This is a genomic window from Flectobacillus sp. BAB-3569 (assembly GCF_002270355.1).
GTDB lineage: Bacteria > Bacteroidota > Bacteroidia > Cytophagales > Spirosomataceae > Flectobacillus > Flectobacillus roseus.
Map to the genome: position 1 here is coordinate 48,445 of NZ_NJFZ01000020.1, position 16,250 is coordinate 64,694.

14 protein-coding genes are annotated in these 16,250 nt (G+C 37.1%); 5 read left to right on the forward strand and 9 right to left on the reverse strand.

Translation table 11 applies throughout. From position 1 onward, the window contains the following. Positions 1-8: 8 nt before the first annotated feature. From chrA to BWI92_RS18305, 5 genes are all read right to left on the reverse strand, one after another. The gene (gene chrA, locus BWI92_RS18285; RefSeq protein WP_095165380.1) at positions 9-1,181 is read right to left on the reverse strand and encodes a chromate efflux transporter; all 1,173 of its coding nucleotides are present in this window, start codon (positions 1,179-1,181) and stop codon (positions 9-11) included. Positions 1,182-1,350: 169 nt separating this feature from the next. Further along, on the reverse strand, positions 1,351-2,328 hold the full coding sequence (locus tag BWI92_RS18290; protein ID WP_095165382.1) for an isopenicillin N synthase family oxygenase: 978 nt from the start codon (positions 2,326-2,328) through the stop codon (positions 1,351-1,353). 92 nt (positions 2,329-2,420) lie between these two features. Then, the gene (locus BWI92_RS18295) at positions 2,421-3,170 is read right to left on the reverse strand and encodes a superoxide dismutase (protein WP_095165384.1); all 750 of its coding nucleotides are present in this window, start codon (positions 3,168-3,170) and stop codon (positions 2,421-2,423) included. Between the two features lie 62 nt (positions 3,171-3,232). After that, a complete protein-coding gene (gene recR, locus BWI92_RS18300) occupies positions 3,233-3,850 on the reverse strand; it encodes a recombination mediator RecR (RefSeq protein WP_095165905.1) in 618 nt (205 codons plus the stop codon). Positions 3,851-3,888: 38 nt separating this feature from the next. Further along, entirely contained in the window at positions 3,889-4,170 is a 282-nt protein-coding gene (locus BWI92_RS18305) for an ATP-dependent Clp protease adaptor ClpS (protein ID WP_095165386.1), read from the reverse strand. Positions 4,171-4,368: 198 nt separating this feature from the next. On the opposite strand from BWI92_RS18305, the gene BWI92_RS18310 reads away from it, so the two are divergent. After that, positions 4,369-5,814 (forward strand): sodium:solute symporter, encoded by a 1,446-nt coding sequence (locus BWI92_RS18310; RefSeq protein ID WP_095165388.1) that lies wholly within the window; start codon positions 4,369-4,371, stop codon positions 5,812-5,814. A 215-nt stretch (positions 5,815-6,029) separates the two neighbouring features. Here the strand turns inward: BWI92_RS18310 and BWI92_RS18315 are convergent, their stop codons facing one another. Then, positions 6,030-6,545, reverse strand: coding sequence for an outer membrane lipoprotein carrier protein LolA (locus BWI92_RS18315; protein ID WP_229363302.1), 516 nt, complete (start codon positions 6,543-6,545; stop codon positions 6,030-6,032). A gap of 393 nt (positions 6,546-6,938) precedes the next feature. Here BWI92_RS18315 and BWI92_RS18320 point away from each other — a divergent pair, with 393 nt between their 5' ends. The 3 genes from BWI92_RS18320 (at position 6,939) to BWI92_RS18330 (ending at position 11,528) form a co-directional block, all read left to right on the forward strand. Then, positions 6,939-9,383 carry a hypothetical protein gene (locus tag BWI92_RS18320; RefSeq protein WP_095165390.1) on the forward strand — a complete coding sequence of 815 codons (2,445 nt, stop codon included), beginning with the start codon at positions 6,939-6,941 and terminating at the stop codon, positions 9,381-9,383. Positions 9,384-9,643: 260 nt separating this feature from the next. Further along, positions 9,644-10,360, forward strand: a complete 717-nt coding sequence (locus BWI92_RS18325) for a DUF1080 domain-containing protein (protein ID WP_095165393.1) — start codon at positions 9,644-9,646, stop codon at positions 10,358-10,360. A 292-nt stretch (positions 10,361-10,652) separates the two neighbouring features. Beyond that, positions 10,653-11,528, forward strand: a complete 876-nt coding sequence (locus BWI92_RS18330) for a YicC/YloC family endoribonuclease (protein WP_095165395.1) — start codon at positions 10,653-10,655, stop codon at positions 11,526-11,528. Between the two features lie 167 nt (positions 11,529-11,695). Here the strand turns inward: BWI92_RS18330 and BWI92_RS18335 are convergent, their stop codons facing one another. Genes BWI92_RS18335 through BWI92_RS18345 form a run of 3 tightly spaced genes read right to left on the reverse strand, consistent with a single transcriptional unit; the run spans position 11,696 to position 15,304 of the window. Beyond that, on the reverse strand, positions 11,696-12,325 hold the full coding sequence (locus tag BWI92_RS18335; protein WP_095165397.1) for a response regulator transcription factor: 630 nt from the start codon (positions 12,323-12,325) through the stop codon (positions 11,696-11,698). Then, entirely contained in the window at positions 12,318-13,613 is a 1,296-nt protein-coding gene (locus tag BWI92_RS18340; protein WP_095165399.1) for a triple tyrosine motif-containing protein, read from the reverse strand. Before BWI92_RS18340 ends, BWI92_RS18335 begins: the two co-directional genes overlap by 8 nt. Further along, on the reverse strand, positions 13,580-15,304 hold the full coding sequence (locus BWI92_RS18345; protein ID WP_095165401.1) for a two-component regulator propeller domain-containing protein: 1,725 nt from the start codon (positions 15,302-15,304) through the stop codon (positions 13,580-13,582). The genes BWI92_RS18340 and BWI92_RS18345 overlap by 34 nt, the downstream gene beginning before the upstream one ends. Positions 15,305-15,461: 157 nt before the next feature. Between BWI92_RS18345 and BWI92_RS18350 the strand changes: the two genes are divergently transcribed. Further along, positions 15,462-16,034, forward strand: coding sequence for a DNA-3-methyladenine glycosylase (locus BWI92_RS18350; protein WP_095165403.1), 573 nt, complete (start codon positions 15,462-15,464; stop codon positions 16,032-16,034). Positions 16,035-16,250 lie beyond the last annotated feature (216 nt).

Below are 16,250 nucleotides of genomic sequence, written 5' to 3' on the forward strand. Positions count from 1 at the left end.
AAGAGAGACTAAAGATAAACTATCAAACCAATCGCTAAACCTCCTAAGAAAATATAAAAGCTTGGTATTTTTGTAAATCTAATAATTAAAAGTGTTACCAAGATTGTACCTATGCCAAGCCAGTCTTTCTGAACTAAGATAGGTTCTAAGAAGGAAACTGCTGCGCCCAAGGTGAGACCAACAGAAGCAGAGTTAATCCCATCCAAAGAAGCTCTAATAGCCCTAAACTGCTTTAATTGTCCCCAGATTCGGTAAACAAAGAATATCAAAAAAGTCCCAGGAAGAAAAATACCTGCTGCTCCAACCGCACTTCCAAGTAATTGCTGTCCGATACCATGCCCTTTCATCGCAAGTGTCCCAAGATAAGAAGTGAAAGCGAACACAGGCCCTGGCAACGCTTGTGACAGAGCCATACCGGTAAGAAAATCATCACTACGAATCAACTCTTTAAACTCTACAAATTCTGTAAAAAGCATTGGTGCTAGCACCTGTCCTCCGCCAAATACAAGGCTTCCATTTCGATAAAAGTTTTCGAATAATAAAAGAGGCATTGAATCTGTAAAATGCCCCAGCAAGGCTAAAAACACCAGAAATCCCCAAAACAGATTGAAATTCGCCCAAGGAATTATCATGCGATGCTTATTCTGACGAGGATGATCTTTGTAATTAAAAGAAGTAATGGTACCGCTTACAATGAGTGCAATAGGACAAACCCAAGGAGATTGGAAATAAAAGGCAAATGCCGCCACTAGAACCATGAGAACATAGTTAGAGGTATTTTTCAACACTAATTTTCCTAACAAAATCCCAGAGTGGATAATAAAGGCAATACCAATAGGTTGAATAAATCGTACAATTTCGCGATTTTCGAGATAGGTCATTCCGAAAGCTGCCATCGTCATAATGGTAACTGCTGGAGCAATCCACAAAAATAAGGTTAGGTAAGCTAAGTTCGGACCTCCTAGTTTATATCCAACCGCAATAAGCGTCTGTGTAGAGCTGGGGCCAGGTAAAAACGAGCACAACGCTTGAATTTCTAACAGTTCCTCCTCGGTTAGGTACTTTTTCTTATGTACCAATCGATTAATGAACATAGCGAGATGCACCTGTGGACCACCAAAAGTTGTAAAGGCTAAGACAAGAACGTCTTTTAAGAAATCATAATGCTTAGAAAGTTTCATCAGATGCAAGTAAGAATGCCCCAAAAGTACATTCTTTCCAACGGCGTTTAATAATGTAAAGCGTTTGAGAAAAAGAACCCACTCATTCTCAAACGCTTCGCTAAATTCTTAAATTTGTTTTGATTAAACAAGTCAAAGACAAACCTAAGTAGGCATAAAGTACTAAAATTTATTTTTTTAATCCCAATTCGATCAGACGCTCGTTCAAAAAATCCCCTGCTGTCATATCTACATATAATTTAGGATTCTCAGCATTTACGCAAGAGTCTAAACAGGTTAAATCCATCTCAGAACGTGGGTGCATAAAGAACGGTATAGAAAAACGTGATGTGCAAAGTTTTTCCTTCGGCGGATTTACCACACGGTGAATCGTAGATTTAAGTTTATGGTTCGTCAAACGATCGAGCATATCACCTACATTCACAATAACATATTCTGGAAGTGAGGTAATAGGAATCCAAACACCGTCACGACGTAAAACCTCCAACCCTTCAGCAGAAGCACCCATCAGTAGCGTAATCAAATTAATATCGCCGTGAGCAGCCGCACGAACAGCGCCTTCTGGCATATCATCTGGATTGAGGATAGGAAAATAATGAATTGCTCTTAAGATAGAATTACCATGCCTTACCTTGTCTTCAAAATAATCTTCTGGCAATTCTAAGTAAATCGCAATAGCACGAAGCAAGTTTTTACCCGCTACCTGAAGCGTATTGTAAGCCTCCACAGTGTATTGCTCAAATTCAGGTTGTTCTGAAGGAAAAACATTGTCAGGGTATTCAGCCCAAATAGGGTCGCCATCATCAATCTTAGGCTGACCGATATGGTAAAACTCTTTCAGGTCAGCTACTTTAAAACCTTTTGCTGTTTCTTTTCCTTTCGCTACGTAACCTCTTTGCCCAGCAATACCCGGAACTACATATTTAAACTTTAATTCGTCGTCAGAATAAAAGAACTTTTGAACTACCTCATAAAGTTTAGCAGTAAGTTCGTCTGTTAAACCATGATTTTTGATGGCAACAAAACCAATATTATTAAATGCTGAGCCTAATTCTTGAACAAATTTGGCTCTACGCTCTGCATCTCCCGAAAGGAAGTCTGCAAGGTCAAGCGATGGAATTGTGTCGAGAAGTGTTTCTGAATTCATAACTTACATAAGTTTTATGATGAAAAATCCCCATCCTTGATAAAACAAAAATGGGGATACAAAGGTCTCACTAAGTTGGAATTTAACAAAACCTATTTCAAAGCATTTTCAAAATTTTTAGAGACTTCGTCCCAATTTACTACATTCCAGAACGCAGTTACATAGTCAGCACGTTTATTTTGGTACTTCAAATAGTAGGCATGCTCCCATACATCAAGTCCCAAGATAGGCTGTCCTTTTTTCTCAGCAACGTCCATTAAAGGATTGTCTTGGTTTGGTGTTGATGAAATCACCAATTTTTTATCCTGAACAATCAACCAAGCCCAACCTGAACCAAAACGAGTAGTTGCCGCTTTGCCAAATTCTTCTTTAAATTTATCAAACGAACCAAAAGTTGATTCTATAGCTTTGGCTAAATCACCCTTTGGAGCGCCTCCTCCCTTTGGAGAAAGAACATTCCAGAAAAATGTGTGATTCCAGTGGCCTCCGCCGTTGTTACGGATAGCAACAGGCTGTTTACCGGCATCTTTGATCAGCTCTAATAATGTTAGTTTCTCAGCTGGAGTACCTGCAACTGCTTTATTCAAATTATCAACATAAGCCTTATGGTGACGACCATGGTGAATTTCCATGGTAAGCTTATCGATATTCGGTTCCAAGCTTTCGGGAGCGTAAGGAAGCGCTGCTAATGAATATGGAGCGGTTTCTAATGAAACTTGCTCAAGTGTCAAAGAAGGTAAAAACTGGTTGTAGTTAGATTTTCTACCAAAACCCCATGATTTTAATCCTGACAAAGCAAAAGCAGAAGCAAATGCTGATTTTAAAAAGCTCTTACGGTTCATAAGTATATATAAGTTTAAGTATTCTTGTACTCAGTAAAACGGGTAACATACCCTAAACATTGTTACTCATAAGCAATGCGACTGACGATACTACGACCAAGTGTAATCTCATCGGCATACTCCAAATCACCCCCAATTGGGATACCTCTTGCGATGGTTGTTATTTTGACACCAAATGGCTTAATTCGTTTAGTCAAATAAAAAGCGGTTGTATCTCCTTCCATCGTAGGACTGAGCCCGAGGATAATTTCTGTGATGGGATTCTCCGTATTTTGAGACGTTGTTATTCTGTTTATCAAAGACTCGATTTTCAAATCTGCGGGACCTACACCCTCTAGTGGAGAGATAATACCTCCTAGTACATGATATAAACCTCTGTATTGGGAAGTATTTTCGATGGCTAGTACGTCACGAGCATCTTCGACTACGCAAATTAGTGAAGCTTCTCGCTTTTGATTAGCACAGATTCCACAAATTTCGGTATCTGAAATATTATGACATTGTTCGCAATAACGAATCTGTGTACGCATCGCAACGATAGCCTCCGCTAGTTTTAACGTATGCTTTTCATCTCGTTTAAGCAAATGCAAAGCCATACGCAGAGCGGATTTTTTACCTATGCCCGGCAACTTGGCTATTTCGTCAATAGCCTGTTCAATTAATTTGGATGGATAATTCAACGTGGTAAGCAATTAATAAGGACAAGCAGCAGTCAATATTACATGACCTCAGCAGAAAGACCTCTGCGACAAATATCATTGCGCATTGGGGCTAATTCATCAAAAGAACCTTTTTTTACAGAACATTTACCCTTGAAGTGAATCAAGATAGTACACTGTTCTGCTTGTTCTGGGGTGTGTCCACAAACGTCAATCAACGTTTCGATAACATAATCAAACGTGTTGACATCATCATTGAAGACTACTAAGTCATATTGGTCGGTATCTTTGACATCGTCCAGTACATCTACTTCTTCTTCAAATTGTTCAAATGGGCGCATCTGTGAAATATTTATTATTTTTAACTTATTGGATTATAACGCATTAATAATGAGCTTAGAAATATATTCTTCGCTCTATTAGCAAATTTAACAAAAAATATCAATTTTGCCTTTCATTTTTGATACAAAGGGAGTATTATTTTCTTATTATCAACCACCCAATTAAAGCATTTACTTATCAACTCAACCTTAAAAATTATGAGCACAGGTTTGGCCTTTGGCATATTGGCAGTTTACTTCTTACTTCTAATCGTTGTTGCACACTTTACGTCAAAAGGAGCAGATACAAATACCTTTTTTACGGCTAATAAACAATCTCCTTGGTGGCTAGTTGCCTTTGGTATGATTGGAACATCTATTTCGGGTGTTACGTTCATTTCTGTGCCAGGAGATGTCGGAAAAGTTTCACTTTCCTATTATCAAATCATTTTAGGAAATCTCGTTGGATACTTTGTCATCGCAACGGTATTGCTTCCTCTCTACTATAAATTGAATCTAATTTCTATTTATACCTATTTAGAAAAACGCTTTGGTTTTTGGTCATATAAAACGGGTTCAGCATTCTTTCTACTAGCACGTACTTTGGGCTCCGCAGCACGTTTATTTTTGGCGGTACAAGTATTACAGTTAGCGATATTCGACAATTGGCATGTTCCTTTTGCCGTATCAGCATTGGTTACCATCTCCCTAATATGGGTATATACCTACAAAGGTGGTGTCAAAACGATTATTGTAACAGATACCTTACAAACATTCTTCTTATTGACCGCTTTAGCCTTAACGATTATCTTAATCAACGATAAATTAGGGTTAAGTTTCTCAGGAATGATTTCAACGATTCAGGAGAGTAAATATTCAAAAATGTTTTTCTTTGATGATTTCTCTTACAAACATCATTTTGTTAAAGATTTTATCTCTGGTGCCTTTATTGCCATCGTAATGACAGGACTCGATCAAGATCTTATGCAAAAAAATCTTACTTGCAAAAACATTGGAGAAGCGCAAAAGAATATGTTTTGGTTTTGCTGTACGTTTGCCGTAGTAACGTTAATGTTTATCGCTTTAGGAGCATTGTTGTATATCTATGCAGATAAAATTGGGTTTGCTATCCCTACCAAAACCGACCAGTTGTATCCAATGTTGGCATTGGATGGACATTTTGGAACCGTAGCCGCTATCACATTTTTACTAGGAATCACAGCAGCTACTTATGCAAGTTCTGATTCGGCGCTTACGGCATTGACAACTGCCTTTTGCATTGACTTTATGCATATCGAAAAATTTGAGGAGTCACAACGTACAAAAATCAAGCATTATGTACATATAGGCTTTTCAGCTTTGTTCTTTGTTGTAATTATGATTTTCTATGCTTTTAGTGAGCAGTCTATCGTTTCAGCAGTATTTAATATCGCTGGATACACTTATGGCCCGTTGTTAGGCTTATTTTCATTTGGTTTGTTTACAAAGACTCCTGTAAAAGACAAGTTTGTTCCCTATTTGTGTGTTGCATCTCCAATTCTGACGTACATAATTGATAGTAACTCACAAGCATGGTTGAATGGCTATCAATTCGGCTTTGAGAAGTTATTAGTTAACGGAGCTATTACCTTTATTGGATTGTGGTTGTTGAGAAAACCAGAATAAGTATTAGTGCTGAATTGTGAGTTGTGAATTGTGAATTAGTAACGTACGAAGAATTCTCAACAATTGAGATTTGGGGATTTCTGATTTCGGAAATTAATTAAAAGGAATATATTTTCTAAAAAAATAGCGAATCACCATTCCGAAAATCCATATCCGATATTTCAATAAAAAAAGGCTAACTCATTACTGAGTTAGCCTTTTTTTATGTCTATTATCTAGCGAAGGTCGTTAATCTCTACACCAGGATATTTCGATTTGTCGAAAGAAAAGAATTTGTCATCAACATTTGTATTAGGATTAAATTTAATCACATTGAATGTTTGACGCTTTCCACTCTTGTCAATGATTGTCCAACCACCAACGGATTTGTCTGCTTTATTTACTTTAATTTTTACCTTCGAAACTTGACCACCCTTTTTTTCAGGAGAAAGCTCTACTAGTTCAAAAGTATTGGCACCTTCTTTAGTCTCACCTGCAAAAGTATACTTGTATCCTTTTTTATCGAAAGAATAAACTTTTGCTGGATTCAAGTCATTTTCGCTTGGTTCGTATTCGGAGATATTTACTTCGTTAGTCTCCTTAATATAAGTTGCAACGTCTTTGCCGTTATTAAATAATTCCTGACCAGCTAGTTTTAGACGATACTTTTGGCCTTTTACCGTAATATCGCCTTTTAGCAATTGCTTACTACCGTCAGCTCCGTAAGTAAATGTAGCGCTAAACGACTTCATCGACTTATATTTTTTTGCATAGCATCAATGATTGCGCCAGCTTTTGAGTCTTGTGCATAGGCACCAGATAGGTTTACAGCCACCGCAAACGTGATAATCGAAATCAACTTTTTCATTATATCTAGTTATGAGTATTATTATACGTATTGACAAAGTTAAGGATAAATGGTTTGAATTTTTGAGGAAAAAAATCAAAACTCGATAAAAATAGCCTGTTTTTCTTTTAAAAATCCAATAATCATTGTCGCTATAACGTAATTAGTCCAAGAAACTGATATAAAAACTCTCGAAAGTGCCAACAAGTTCATTTATCAATGAAGGATTCCTTTTATCTTTGTTTCATAGCAGATAAGATATGTATTCATTAAATCAAGAAAATCTTAATCACAAAACATGCAATTTTCATTCACAAAATTCCTTCCGCACGTTGTAGCGATTGTATTTTTTGCGGTATTGGCAGGGATTTACGCATCACCAGCCCTTAAAGGCAAAGTCATTCAGCAACATGATATTCAAATGGCTCAAGCAGCCGCTCACGAGTCTGTCGAGTTCAGAAAAACGACTGGTGAAGCCACTTGGTGGACTAACTCTATGTTTGGGGGTATGCCTACCTATATGATTTCGGCACAATACCCTAAAAGTATTACAACCAAGATTGGTCAGTATGCCAATAATGCACTCCCTAGCCCTATCAACATGATATTCTTGAATATGCTTGGGATGTATATCTTCCTCATCATACTTGGTCTTAACAACTGGCTATCAGTTTTGGGAGCCATAGGCTATGCCTTGGGTACTTTTAATATGGTGATTATACCTGCAGGACATAACTCAAAAGCTTTAGCTCTTGCCTTTGCTCCTTTAGTATTAGCCGGGACAGTTCTTATCATGCGAGGCAAATACTGGATTGGTGCGGCGCTTACTGCCCTATTTATGGGATTGGAGCTATATGCCAACCACGTACAGATTACTTATTATCTATTCCTATCGTGGGGAATTTTAATAGTAGCAGAAGCCATCGAGAAAATCAAAGCGGGTCAAGTAAAACAATTGGTTATTTCGCTCGCTATTTTGGCTGGTTCGCTAGGTGTTGGTGCAGCAAACCACGCTATGCGTTTATGGAGTAACCTTGAATATTCGAAAGAAACAATTCGTGGCAAATCAGAATTAACATCAAATAAGCAGTCAAATGGTGGTTTGGACAAAGATTATGCTTTTGACTGGAGTTATGGTATAGGTGAAACAGGAACGTTACTTATTCCAAATTTTAGAGGTGGGGCTTCAGGTGGTTCACTTGGTGGCAACAAATCTGAAACATACAAAGTACTTATTGATAACGGACAACCAGAAGAAGTAGCACTTGGATTTTCAGAAAGAAGTGTAGCTTACTGGGGCGATCAGAGCTTTGTAGGTGGACCTGCATACGCTGGTGCAGTAATATGCTTTTTGTTCTTGCTAGGATGCTTTGTAGTAAGAGGTTCATTGAAATACTGGCTAATTGGCACTACGGTTTTATATATTGTATTGTCATGGGGTAAAAACTTCTTCTTTAATGATTTGATGTTTGATTACTTCCCGATGTTCAATAAATTTAGAGCAGTGACTATGATTCTTTGTCTTGTACAATTCTCATTGGTTACCATGGCAGTATTAGCCATCAAACGTATCGTTGAAGAAAAGTTAACATTTGAACAAATTAAGCAAGATTTGCTTATCAGCTTTGGTTTGACAGCAGGGTTCTCATTAATCCTAGCTTTACTTCCTGATTTGTTTTTCAATTTCCGTTCTCCAAACGACTCTACCTTCCAGTTATCAGGCAATCAGTCTTTCGACACACAAATCCTTAATGCCATTGTAAAAGATAGAGCTTCGTTGTTGCGCGCAGATGCTTTCCGCACATTTATCTACATTACGATTACTGCTGCGGCAATTTGGGCATTTGCCAAAGGAAAAATCAAAGAATCAGTATTATATCCCGTTTTGATTTTATTAGTAACGCTTGACTTGTTTTCAGTTGACAAACGCTATTTCAACAATGATTCATTTATCGACAAAGCAGCAGTTGAAGAAAATACAGCCCCTTCGCCAATTGATGCAGAAATTATGAAAGACAAAGGCATTTATAAAGTAATTGACCTTTCAACAAACTTTGTGGGTGATGCCAAAATGTCGTATTATCACCAATCATTGGGTGGTTATCATGGAGCAAAATTGCGTAGATACCAAGAATTAGTGGAGCATCATCTTTCTAAAAATCCGTTGAATCTTCAGGTATTAAATATGCTCAATGCGAAGTATGTAGTGGTTCCAGGTGCTCAAGGTACACCAGCTGTGCAATTAAATCCTGAAGCTTGTGGAAATGCTTGGTTTGTACAAGAAATCAAAATGGTACCTACCGCTGATGAAGAAATCAATGCACTAACCAACTTTAACCCTAAAAAGACAGCGGTTGTTGACCAACGTTTCAAAGCGGAATTAGGTAACTTGTCAGTGATTAAAACTGATTCTGTTAATAATAAAATTACTCTTACCAACTATAAGCCAAACCATTTGACTTATAGCTCAAACGCAAGTTCAGAACAATTAGCAGTTTTCTCTGAAATCTTCTACCGTGGTAACCAAGATTGGAAAGCTTACATCGACGGACAATACAAACCACATTTACGTGCAGACTACGTATTGAGAGCATTAGTTGTTCCAGAAGGAAAACACACCATCGAGTTTAAATTTGAACCAGAAGTAATAGCAAAAGGCTCAAAAATTGACTTTGTTGCTTCGTTCTTTTTAGTTGGCTTGTTGGGATTGGCTATTTTCTTCGAAGTAAAAAAGAAAAAGTAATTTGATTATAGGTTAAAACTTATTTGCACAAATACTCAGTGCTTTTGGGCTTGCAACATGATGTTGCAAGCCCATTTTTTATATATTATAAAAAGGATATATTTTTCAGTATTTCCGAAATCAGAAATCTCAAATCCGCAATTGAATGAAAGTTTCCCTCCTTGTCAGGTCATAATATTCAGAATTGAGTATTACATTTGTTTTTGTAAATGATTGTACAATTTCCCCAATCAGCCCATTTTCTAAATTCCCTTTATTACATGAAAAAAACTAGTTTTATTACTTGCTTAATGCTTTCAGCATCGGTTTTTAGCCTACAAGCTAAAGAAACTCCAAATACTCTCTCTAAAAAAGAAATCAAATCAGGATGGCGTTTATTGTTTGACGGTAAGTCTACTACAGGTTGGCATACTTGGAAAAGCAAAGAAGTAAAAGCCAACTGGATTGTGTCAGATGGCGCTTTGAAATATGATACTTCGAAAGGCAAAGAAGGTTCGGGTGACTTGGTAAGCAACGAAGAGTTCGAAAACTTTGAATTGAGTATCGAATGGAAAATTTCACCAAATGGTAATAGTGGTATCTATATCAATAGCCAAGAAGATGCAAAATATGGATACGGATGGTTTACAGGTCCTGAAATCCAAGTAATCGACAACGATGGTCACCCAGATGGTAAAATCAAAAAACACCGTGCAAGCGACCTTTATGATTTGATTCAGTCATCATCAGAACCAGTGAAAGCCGTTGGTGAATGGAATACTGTTAAAATCATCAGCAACAAAGGAAGCCTTCAGGTATTTATGAATGGCGTAAAAGTGGTTGAAACACGTATGGATGACCAAAACTGGAAAGATTTAATCGCAAATAGTAAATTCAAAAATATGCCAGACTTTGGTAAGTTCTTGAAAGGACATATCGTATTGCAAGATCATGGCAATGATGTTTGGTACCGTAGTATCAAAATCAAATCACTTTAGTATTTCGCTTCACAATTGAGTGAATGCTTATTGAGTGATTTAGTGATTTTTTAGCAGTAAATTTGTAAAAAAAGCGGTCGAAAAGTATTTTCGACCGCTTTTTTTTTACCAGTATTAAAATAGTAATAATTTCAGCAATCCCAAATCCAGCATTGTTCGGAAACTTTAGCCCTAGACAAACTCACCATTCTCGACTCCGCACTCATCCTTAATTACAAACACCTCCTCTATTTTATTTGGACAAGTCAATTTTTACCTGCAAATTGCATAGAACGTAAAATATTGAATAACTATGTTGAAATCAATGACAGGCTTCGGGAAGGCAGTAGTAGAAGCAAATCATCTTACTGTAACTGCCGAAGTCAAAAGCTTGAACTCTAAATTCACTGATATATATTGCCGTATTCCGAAAACATTTTCTTCAAGAGAAATCGAGATTCGTAATATTCTCACTCAGCAATTAGAAAGAGGTAAAATAGAATTTAATTTACAGGTACAATATACAGATACAACCGCCGGCACTTCGGTCAACAGAGTTTTGGTACAAGCTTACGTAAAAGATTTGGCTGAAACCGCTGCTATTTTCGGAAGCATCGAAACTACTGAGCTATTGAAAATTGCCTTAACGATGCCAAACGCTTTTAATACCGACGCTGTTTCGGAAGAGCAAAGTGAAGCAGAATGGAAAGTGATTGTACAGGCCGTAAATAAGGCAGTTGAAGAATGTAATAAGTTTAGACTTAGAGAAGGTGCTATCGTACAAGCTAAATTTATCGAATATGCACAGAGTATCGGTAGCCTCTTAACGGAAGTTGAGGAGTTAGACAAAACTCGTATCCCTGGCGTAAGAGAGCGCCTCCGTAAATCGGTGAGTGATTTGTTACAGGATGAAAATTTTGACAAAAATCGCTTCGAACAAGAATTGGTGTATTATGTAGAGAAATACGATATTTCGGAAGAAAAAGTACGTCTACGCACACATCTGGACTATTTCCAGACGATTGTTAAGGAAGGGAATGGTAAAAAGTTAAACTTCTTATCTCAGGAAATTGGTCGTGAAATCAATACGATTGGTTCTAAGGCAAACGATGTAGGTATTCAACGTTTGGTCGTGAATATGAAAGACGAATTAGAGAAAATCAAAGAGCAGACTTCTAATGTTCTTTAAAACAGACTTACGATAAAACTACTATTAAAAAGCGGTTGGAAAATAATTTTCGACCGCTTTTTTGATGAATAGGCTAATAAATCATCATCGAACGCAAAGCTATTTGTTTCCAATACTGAAAAGAGTAATCACTCATTCACTCAATCGCAATTCACTAAATTCTCACCTTACAGTCCATTCGCATTGGCAAATTCTATCAGTTCAGATACTTTTGATACGCCGAGCTTGAAATGAATATTTTTACGATGTGAACGCACGGTTTCTTCACTCAAATGCAAAGCCTCCGCTATTTGCCCTGAACTTGCCCCTTTCTTAATCAATCTTATGATTTCAACCTCTCGAGGGGTAAGCAGAAATTTTTTAACAAAATAGTCAGTCTGGTGGAGGTTTGTTTTCTCTAAATTCAATTTTGGGTCGAAGTATTTTCCCCCAGATAAAACTTTATCAATTGCCAAAATGAGCTCCTCCTTGGTAGAATGTTTGAGCATATAGCCATCGACTTTGAGTTTTTGCGCTTGATCGACAAATTTTCCTTCATTATACATCGTGAGAAATATAATCCTTACCTCTGCAAAATTAGACTTGATCAGTTTAGCTAACTCTAGTCCGTCGATATTAGGCACGTTTATATCCAGCAAAATTAAGGCAGGTTTTCTTTCCAAAATTGCGTTCATAACCTGTTTCCCATCTGTGACAAGTCCCGAAAAATGATAGGTATCCCTCAGCATAGAGATAATTCCTTCACTAAACAAAACGTGATCATCGGCAATTAACAGGGATGCTTTAGATTCATTCATAGGGTATTTCCAATATAAAGGTGGTGCCAAGATTACTTGTATCTATATGCCATTGGGCTTGAAGGTTATCAACACGAGTTTGAATATTTTTGAAACCAATTCCCCAAGAAGAACTCTCTTCGTTAATACCAATGCCGTTATCCTCGATTGACAGATAAATCATTTGTTCATGAAAAATAAGCTGCATGGTGGCCTCGTGCGCTTTAGAATGCTTTAAAATATTGTTGAATACCTCAAGTACGATTCGATAAATATGGATTCTTGATTTTTCTGGTAGTTGTTTCTCTTTGCCAAAATGGATAAACGTAAACTTAATGTCTGAAGATTTTTGTATTCGTTCTACAGCGTTTTCGAGTGCTGCAACCAAACCATCTTTCATCAAATCGGGTGGTAGTAAATTCCATGAAATTAACCTTAAATCCTGAATAGCTTGATTGACAAGCTGAATCATTTCATGACTTACGCCTTCATTGGATAGTCTTCCTCTTAAAATCGACAAGCTTCCACCTAAATCATCATGTAAATCCTGAGCTAATCGCTTTCGTTCTGACTCTTGTGTTTTAAGTATTGTCTCAAGCTCGTGCTGTTGGACCAGTAATTTACGATTTACCCAGTAAGTAGTTCCTATATAGCCACAGAAAATCAGTAGAAGAACAGAAGCTAGATAAAATGGAATTGTTCGCCAAAAAGGCGACTTAATCACTATGACCAACTCTTTAACAGGAAACCCTTCATTGTCTAGGTTTTTTACTTTTATCTTGAATTTGTATTCACCATAGGGTAAATGGGTATATCTTATCGACTGCTGAGATCCAACATTCATCCAACTTTTATCAAATCCTTCAAGTTGAACAAAATACGTATTACTAATCTGATTACTGTAGTCAATTCCGACATAAGATAGAGTGATTGTATTTTCATCATAATTGAGTATAATTTTATCCTGTTCACCAATATGTCCTTTTTCGACCGATAAAGGTTTGTCATTAACAGACATATCGGTCAAATAGATATTTATTAACGAATTGCGGGAGGGTGTAATCAAAGGGTTAAAATAGGTCAGTCCGTGGGTAGAACCAAAATAGATTGTACCATTAGAGGCTTTGAGACTTGCATTCCGATTATATTCTCGAAATTCCTCTTGTGTAATCGCCTTAAATTTTTCATGAGTCAGGTCAAATTGGGCTACACCTTTATTCGTACTCAGCCAAAGACTATTCTTAAAAGGCATAATGGCATATACTACATTATTGATTAGTCCACTTTTATCGGTAAATACACGAAGCACTTGAAGTTTTTTACATCAAATTTAATAAGTCCTTTGTTAGAAGAAATCCAAAGGATATCAGAATTGGGTTGTCGATAACACTCCATGACATTAAAACCTTGTAAAAACAATTGAGGCAATAGCACAGGCTTTTCAGTCTTAGTCGAATAGACCGCCAAGCCCTTCTCTCGCCAGCCCACGTACAGCCTCTGTGCCGAAGCGTCATAATAGAGACTTCCAGAACCAGGTTCTTTATCCTTTGAAAAAGCAGATATATGTTTGTCTTTTAGCAAAAACAATCCACTCATGGTGCTAAGCAAAATCTGGTTATCCTTATACCGACAAATCTCTCGCACATAGTTTGCATTGACATAATTGTTCGGGTCTGCATGATTAAGGACAGGAATAAACTTCTTTTTTTGTTTGTCAAAATAGGCCATCCCTAGAAAAGTAGCTACCCAGACAATTCCATTGGCATCAATCAAAATATCGTTAACATCATGATCTGGCAATCCATCCTTAGTCGTAAATTTCTGTAGTGAAATAGGCTCTTCTACCATTCCAGTTCTATTGGGATTCATTTTGATGTACCAAATTCCCTCATCAATCGAACCAACCCAGAGGTTATGCTCCTGATCTTCGGTTATTCCACGAATAGAAGCACCATTAAATTCTCCAAAATCACAGGGATTGCTATCAAAGGTATTGATTTGAAAATGTTGAGGTAAAATAACATCTATTCCAACAGGGTCTGGATTTGCCCATAGGATTTGTTGGTCGTCCAAAATAGCAGTAGAAATCTCCCAATTTGACAAACTCCTTGCGTTATTCAGTTGATGAGTGTAGTATCGACCTATTCGTTCTTGTAACAAATCAAAAACAACCAACCCATAATTACCACTAATCACTAGTTTTTGGGTGTCAAAGCTTTCTTTGATATCATATGTGGTAGGACTAATTCCTCTCAGATTAGGCAGTTTGAAGGATTTTATTTTTTTCGATAAAACTGAGTACTTCCATAATTGGCTACCAGAGACCCCCCAAACATTGCCTTTAGCATCTAGTTCAAAACTGGTGATATCACTTTTATTGGGAAGGATTTTGGGAGAAATGAGAATCTCTTCTTTGGTCTGGTAATTTAAACCTACTACTCCCGTTGGTAACAAAATCCATACAATTGGGCGAATAGGGTCTTTTTTTACTTTTCCTGAAAGGTAATCAGCTTTGTAAATAAAATCTTTCCATATTTTTCTTTTGTGAAAACTTTTATAATTCAAAGCCATAATGCCTTCTTCTTCATTGATATACCAGATTTCATCCTTATTGGCATAAAAAACTGTCGTAATCGTTGAACGTCTTGAGTTATTACTATAAAAGCGCGTGAAGTTATTTGACTTTCTATTAAAACGATTCAGGCAATCCCCAGAACCAATCCAAAGGTCTCCATTGGCGTCCTCAACAACCCCTCGCAAATCTCCTCCGCCTATCGTTGTGCTATCATCATCAATAAACTGATAAACTTTTATATTTGAACCATCATAACGATTGAGTCCTGCCTGACTAGCAAGCCAAATAAATCCCCTCGAGTCTTTAAAAATGGTGTTAATAGAGCCTTGAGAAAGTCCATTTTTGATCGTGATATGCCTATACCCTTCCTGTGCTACACAAGGAAGACTTAGCAATAACCAAACTAGTAAAACTGAACATTTCATAAATATTTTAGTTAATCGAGTAGGCTAGTTACTAATAAAAGATAAGCAATAAAATACTTAATTGCCAGTAGATATACAAATAGTAACGTCTTCAGTATTACATACAAACCAATAACTTTAACCTAGGGCCTTACATTCGAGGGTAAACTAATTAGAGATGAATTTAGATAACTTATTAACCTTAGATACCCTTCAACTTGCCAAAGCAATGTTGGGGTGGCGTTTGAGACTTGATTCAGAAGAAGGAAGCTACGAAGGAATAATTGTTGAAACAGAGGCCTATCTACAGGGCGACCCAGCCTGTCATGCTTACAGAACAAAAACCAAACGCAATGCCGCCATGTTCGGAAAACCTGGTACGATCTATGTCTATCAGATTTATGGAATGCACTACTGTTTTAATATTTCAGGAAACGAGGAAGACATTGGCGAGGCAGTATTGATACGAGCATTAGAACCAACGCTAGGAATAGAATTAATGAAAATGAGAAGAAATACAGCATCGCTAAAAAATCTCTGCTCAGGTCCAGCAAAATTGGTTCAGGCTTTTGGCATTCACATGGACATGAATTTTTGGAATGTCCGCACAGATGCTCTTAGCTTAATTCCTCCTCAAAATCTGCTTGTAGATAATGACATTATTACGACTACACGCATTGGTATAACGCAAGGAGCAGATTTACCATATCGGTTCTATATAAAAGGTAATTCGTTTATCAGTAAGAAATAGGTGATTTGCGATTGAGTGAATGAGTGGTTGTGTGATTATGCAAAAATTTGTTTTCCATCAGTAGAGACTCAATGCTTTGCGTCTTAAGCTAAGTTATATCTACCATAGTAGCATCAAAAAAGCGGTCGAAAAACATGTTTTCGACCGCTTTTTGATAAAACTTGGAGCATAATCTCAATCCTAAAACCCTCTTGAGATACACAATATCAATTCTCA